Origin of the sequence: Streptomyces sp. (assembly GCF_031181705.1) — a bacterium.
Lineage (GTDB): Bacteria > Actinomycetota > Actinomycetes > Streptomycetales > Streptomycetaceae > Streptomyces.
The window spans coordinates 1-6,048 of the sequence record NZ_JAPSKN010000218.1 but is presented as its reverse complement, the minus strand read 5'-3'; the positions used below and the strand labels follow the sequence as shown (position 1 = coordinate 6,048).

The 6,048-nt window shown below is 74.9% G+C and carries 5 protein-coding genes; 3 read left to right on the top strand and 2 right to left on the bottom strand.

Features of this window, described 5'->3' with window-relative positions; translation table 11 throughout:
• The first annotated feature begins 55 nt into the window (after nucleotides 1-55).
• Nucleotides 56-517, top strand: coding sequence for a methylated-DNA--[protein]-cysteine S-methyltransferase (locus tag RIN80_RS25820; RefSeq protein WP_309098055.1), 462 nt, complete (start codon nucleotides 56-58; stop codon nucleotides 515-517).
• A 19-nt stretch (nucleotides 518-536) separates the two neighbouring features.
• Here the strand turns inward: RIN80_RS25820 and RIN80_RS25815 are convergent, their stop codons facing one another.
• Entirely contained in the window at nucleotides 537-1,019 is a 483-nt protein-coding gene (locus RIN80_RS25815) for a DUF456 domain-containing protein (protein ID WP_309098054.1), read from the bottom strand.
• Between the two features lie 1,119 nt (nucleotides 1,020-2,138).
• Here RIN80_RS25815 and RIN80_RS26630 point away from each other — a divergent pair.
• Together RIN80_RS26630 and RIN80_RS25805 are read left to right on the top strand one after the other, a co-directional pair.
• Nucleotides 2,139-3,182: a protein phosphatase 2C domain-containing protein gene (locus tag RIN80_RS26630; protein ID WP_375141817.1), complete on the top strand. Its 1,044-nt coding sequence runs from the start codon at nucleotides 2,139-2,141 to the stop codon at nucleotides 3,180-3,182.
• 66 nt (nucleotides 3,183-3,248) lie between these two features.
• Nucleotides 3,249-4,991, top strand: a complete 1,743-nt coding sequence (locus RIN80_RS25805) for a pyruvate dehydrogenase (RefSeq protein ID WP_309098052.1) — start codon at nucleotides 3,249-3,251, stop codon at nucleotides 4,989-4,991.
• A gap of 6 nt (nucleotides 4,992-4,997) precedes the next feature.
• Here the strand turns inward: RIN80_RS25805 and RIN80_RS25800 are convergent.
• On the bottom strand, nucleotides 4,998-6,048 hold a 1,051-nt coding region (locus RIN80_RS25800; RefSeq protein ID WP_309098051.1), incomplete at its 5' end, for a transcriptional regulator.

Here is a 6,048-nt window from a genome sequence, read left to right as displayed (position 1 = left end):
GCCGACCCAGCCGACCCGGCCGCTCCGGCCGACCGAGCCGACTTACTGGACGAGCGTGCCCAGCCCCGTCGGGCCGCTCCTGCTCACCGCCGCCCCGAGCGGCGAGCTGACCTCGCTGTCCGTGCCCGGGCAGAAGGGCGGTCGCGTGGTGCGCGACGACTGGCGGCGGGACCCCGGGCCCTTCCGCGCGGCACAGGAGCAGCTGGCCGCGTACTTCGCCGGGGAACTGAAGGAGTTCCGGCTGGCGTGGCGTGCCGAGGGCACCCCCTTCCGCGAGCGGGTGTGGGCCGCGCTGGACGACATCCCCTACGGCTCGACCGTCACGTACGGGGAGATCGCCCGGCGGATCGGGGCGCCCCGGGCGGCCGTGCGGGCCGTCGGCGGTGCGATCGGCGCGAATCCGCTGCTCGTGGTCCGCCCCTGCCACCGTGTGATCGGGGCCGACGGCACGCTGACCGGCTACGCGGGCGGCCTGGACCGCAAGGTGCGGCTGCTGGCGCACGAAGGGGTGCTCTGATCCCCGCCGCGAGACCGTCTCAGCCCCAGAGGACCGCGGCCAGCCACGCCGCCGCGATCAGCTGGCAGGTGAACAGTTCGGCCAGGATGCCGGACCCGCCCGAGCGCATCACGGTGCGCAGGGCGGACGAAGCCTCCGCGCGGCGGCCCAGCCGGACCCGTTCGAAGAGGTAGACGCCGGCCAGGAAGCCGGGGATCGCGCCGAGGACGGGGAGCAGGACGAAGCCGGCGGTGGAGCCCGCTCCCGCGCAGGCCAGCATGCGGCGGCTGGTGCGGTTCGCCCGCAGCCGCCTCGGCGGCAGCGCCCAGCGCACGCCCTGGGAGACGAGCATCAGGACCGTGGCACAGACCAGCACCCACCAGGCGACGGGCTGCGGGTCCTTCAGCGCCCACCACAGGACCGCGGCCCACACCAGCAGCGACCCCGGCACCGCGGGCACCAGCACTCCGCACAGGCCGAGCAGGATGACCAGCCCGACCAGCAGGAGGTCCCACACTCCCATCTGACCAGACTGCCGGAACACGCGAGAAGGCGCAGGTCAGCAGCGTGACCGGGGGCCAGACACGCAGGTCAGCCGCCCGCGGCCCGCGGGACGCCGGTATCGCATGACCGTTCTACGGCTCACTCGACGCGCCGGGTACGGCGGGGTGGCGGGCCGGATTTTTCCACAAGCCCCGTTTTCATCCCGCTCGTGCGGTGGACAATTACCGGCATGAGCCAGCAGGGGGGAAGGCCCACCGGTCACGAGGACGACTGGTGGGGGCAGTTGTACGACGACTCCACCGGCGACACGGGCCCCACACCGGCCCCCGATTCCCTGGACGACCGCTTCGCCTCGGCGGCGGGGACGGTGGGCGGCCCGGGGGAGACCGGGTCGGCCGGGGCGGAACCGGGGCCACCGGCGCCACCGGGGCGGTCCGCCGGCGTGGAGCCGACGGTTCCGGCGCCCCGGTCCGGAGCGGACGACGCACCGGGCACCCCGCGCCCCACGGGCGGTTCCCCGCAGCGGGCCCCGTGGGAACCACCACCCGCCCGGGCCACGGGCCCCGTGACCTTCCCGACAGCCTCCCGCCCACCGCTCCGCACACAGCCGGACCCGGCCGGGCCGCCCCGCGGGTGTTCGGGGGCGGCTGCGGGGCCTGGAGTTTCGCCCGCCGGGGCCGATTCGCCCGGGGCCGAGCCGGGAGACGGCTCCCGGGTGCCGGGCGGGGGTTCGGGGGGAGCCGCTGGTCCCGGGGCCTCGCCCGCCGGGGACGAGGTGCGCCCTGAGGATCCCCGACAGGCCCCTGGGGCGGCGGTTCCCGCTCCTCGGACGCCCCCGGCCCCGCCACCCGTCGCCCCGCCACCGCCCGGCGCCCCACCCGGCCGGTCCGGGGCCGGGTCCCCGTCCGCCGGGGTGGCCGGCCGGCCGCGGGACGCCGCACCTGAGACCGTCGCCGGCTGGCTCGCCCCACCGGCACCCGTCGACCCGCCCCGCGTGCCCCCGGCACCCGCCGACCCGCCCCGCGTGCCTCCGGGAGCCGCCGGTCCGTCGTCCGAGTCCTGGGGGCCGGCCGCCGGGCCACCCCCCGTGCCCCCAGGCGCCCCGGGGACGCCGCCCGCGCCGCCCGCCGCCGGGCCGTTGCCCCCGCCGCCTGCCGGGTTCGCCGCCGAGCCCGAGCAGCCGGGCCCGCGTATCGAGCCGCCCGAGTCCGTCCCCCGGGCCCGGGGGCACGTCGGGTCGCGGCCTCCCACCTACGACGCCGAACCCACCGCCCTCCCGCCCGCCGACCCGGACGATCTCGGCGACCTGGTCGCGGACACCGTGCTCGACGGCGCCCGCTACGGGGTGTGCACACTGCGCGCGGCGTCCGTGCGCGGCGACTCCGCGCGCTACCGGGGGGAGCCGCGGCGCGACTCGCTGCTCACCGCACGGTTCGGAACCGGCGAGCACGCCCTGCTGCTCGTGGCCATGGCGACCGGGGCCCGTACGGCGCCGGGAGCGCACCGGGCCGCCGCCGAGGCCTGCCACTGGATCGGCCGGGCCGTCGGACGCAGCCACACGCGCCTCGTGGAGGACATAAGGGGCGGCCGGCGCGGCGACCTCAAGTCCGGACTGCACCGTCTCACCGACCGCAGCCTGGGCAAACTCCGTGCCAGCGCCTCCGAACAGGGCGTCGGGCCGGAGGAGTACGCGGCGAGCCTGCGCTGTCTGCTGCTGCCCGCCGACCCGGAGTGCCGGACGCGCGTGTTCTTCGGCGTCGGCCCGGGCGGACTGTTCCGGCTGCGGGAAGGGGAGTGGCAGGACATCGAACCGCAGGTCACCGACGTCAGGGGAGAAGCGGTCGTGGGCTACGGATCGCCGCCCTCCGAAACCCCCGAGGGCGACCGGCTCACCATGGACCTGGGCATCCCGACCCCGCCCAGCCCCTACGACCCCGCCCCGGAACCGCCCCGCGAACCCTTCCGCTTCCGCACCTCCGTCGCCCGCCCGGGTGACACGCTCCTGATGTGCAGCGGCGGTCTCGCCGAGCCCCTGCGCGGCGAGCCCGAACTGGGCGAGTACCTCGCCGACCGGTGGTCCCGGCCCGAGCCGCCCGGCCTGGCCGCGTTTCTCGCCGACTCCCAAGTACGGGTCAAGGGTTATGCCGACGACCGTACGGCCGCGGCCGTGTGGGAGGCGTGACCGGCCACCCTGTGACTTGATGGAACCCGGAGGGATCCCAGGAGACCGAAGGGGCAGACGAGAACCATGGCCAAACAGAACGTCGCGGAACAGTTCGTCGACATCCTCACCCGGGCCGGAGTGAAACGCCTCTACGGCGTCGTCGGCGACAGCCTCAACCCGATCGTCGACGCCGTCCGCCGCAACTCAGCCATCGACTGGATCCACGTCCGGCACGAGGAGACCGCCGCCTTCGCCGCCAGCGCCGAGGCCCAGATCACCGGCGGCCTCGCCGCCTGCGCCGGCTCCTGCGGCCCCGGCAACCTGCACCTCATCAACGGCCTCTACGACGCCCACCGCTCCATGGCCCCGGTCCTCGCCCTCGCCTCGCACATCCCCTCCAGCGAGATCGGCCTCGGCTACTTCCAGGAGACCCACCCCGACCGGCTGTTCGCCGAGTGCAGCCACTACAGCGAGATGATCTCCAGCCCGCAGCAGATGCCGCGGCTGCTGCAGACCGCCATCCAGAACGCCGTCGGCCGCAGCGGCGTCAGTGTCGTCACCCTGCCCGGTGACATCGCCGACCGGCCCGCCCCGGAGCAGGCCGTGGAGACCGCTCTCGTCACCTCCCGGCCCACCGTCCGTCCCGGCGACGCCGAGATCGACCGGCTCGTCGAGATGATCGACGAGGCGGGCAAGGTCACCCTCTTCTGCGGCAGCGGCACGGCCGGCGCGCACGCCGAGGTCATGGAGTTCGCCGCGAAGATCAAGTCCCCGGTCGGGCACGCCCTGCGCGGCAAGGAGTGGATCCAGTACGACAACCCCTTCGACGTCGGCATGAGCGGACTGCTCGGCTACGGCGCCGCCTACGAGGCCACCCACGAGTGCGACCTGCTGATCCTGCTCGGCACCGACTTCCCCTACAGCGCGTTCCTCCCCGACGACGTGAAGATCGTCCAGGTCGACATCCGGCCGGAGCACCTGGGCCGCCGCTCCAAGCTGGACCTCGCGGTCTGGGGCGACGTACGGGAGACGCTGCGCTGCCTGATCCCGCGGGTGAAGGAGAAGAAGAACCGGCGCTTCCTCGACCGGATGCTGAAGAAGCACGCCGACGCGCTGGAAGGCGTGGTGACGGCGTACACCCGCAAGGTCGAGAAGCACACGCCGATCCACCCCGAGTACGTGGCGTCCGTGCTGGACGAAGTCGCCGCCGACGACGCCGTGTTCACCGTCGACACCGGCATGTGCAACGTCTGGGCGGCCCGTTACATCTCACCCAACGGCCGCCGCCGCGTCATCGGCTCCTTCTCCCACGGCTCGATGGCGAACGCCCTGCCCATGGCGATCGGCGCGCAGTTCACGGACCGGGGGAGGCAGGTCGTGTCGATGTCCGGCGACGGCGGTTTCTCCATGCTGATGGGCGACTTCCTGACGCTGGTGCAGTACGACCTGCCGGTCAAGGTCGTCCTCTTCAACAACTCCTCCCTCGGCATGGTCGAGTTGGAGATGCTGGTCGCCGGGCTGCCCTCGCACGGCACGGCCAACAAGAACCCCGACTTCGCCGCCGTCGCCCGGGCCTGCGGCGCCTTCGGCGTGCGCGTCGAGAAGCCCAAGGACCTCGCCGGGGCCCTGAAGGACGCCTTCAAGCACAAGGGCCCGGCCCTCGTCGACGTCGTCACCGACCCCAACGCGCTGTCCATCCCGCCGAAGATCAAGGCCGAGATGGTGACCGGGTTCGCCCTGTCCGCGTCCAAGATCGTGCTGGACGGCGGGGTCGGCCGGATGCTCCAGATGGCCCGCTCCAACCTGCGCAACGTGCCCCGGCCGTAAGGGCCGTCAGCGGTAGGGCGCCCACTGGCGTGCCGAGGTGTCGTACAGGTAGCGGGGCAGGCCCGCGATGCCGCTGGTGCGGAACGGGCGGCCGCCGTCGTCGACGCGGACCGTGCCGCTGCGGCCCTGCAAGGACCAGTCCAGCTCCAGGTACCAGCGGCAGTCGCAACCCCGCGTCCGGGCGTTGACCAGCAGCACCTCGGGGTCCCGCGCCGAGACGCGGTACGGCATGCTCACCGCCGGGATCGGCGTGCCGGCGTCGCTCCCGGCGACCGCGCGGGCGATGGGACGGTCCTTGTCCAGGTCCACGTCGAAGGAGCGCGGGGTGAGCGAACCGCCGCAGCCCTGGTCCATGGCGTAGGCGTTGCCCTGGACCGGGTCGGCCCGCCCGACCACGCGCACGCGCAGCGCGTCCAGCACGACGGCCGTGTCGCTCCGCCCCTGCACGGACAGCCGCACGAGCGTCTCACCGCCGTGCACCGCGTTCACGGACGCCGCCCAGGCCCCCGCGTCCTGCGGGACCGGGGGCGGCGGGACCTGGGCCGGCGGCTTGGTGACCACGTAGTCGTGACCGCAGCCGAGCTTCCAGGCCTGGGAGTTCGCGGACCAGGTGAGAGGTGCGGCCGGGTCCGCCCCACTCTGCGGCGGAGCGGTGGTGGGGCCTGAGGGGGCGGGGGCGGGCTCGCCCTTCGCCTTCGGCCCGGCGGAGGGCGCCGACCGCTCGGGGGTGGGGGAGGTGCTCGGCGTCGGGGAGGCGCTGCGCGGCTCCGGTGCCGGGGTCCGCGTCGCCCCGGGTGCGACCGGACCGGCCTCACGGGCACGGTCGTCGCCGGCCGCGCGCCGCCCGTCCGGCAGCGCGGCCAGACTCCCGAGGGTCGCGAGCGCGGCACAGGCGGCGGCCACCCCGACGGCGAGGCGCCTGCGGCGGTACCGGGGACGACGGACGAGCACGGCTCCGGCAACCGGGGCCTCGCCCTGGCCGACAGGGGCGCCCGCGTCTTGCGCCGCGCCCCTGTCCTGCATCGTGCCGGCGGCTTGCGCCGCGCGTATGCCGTGC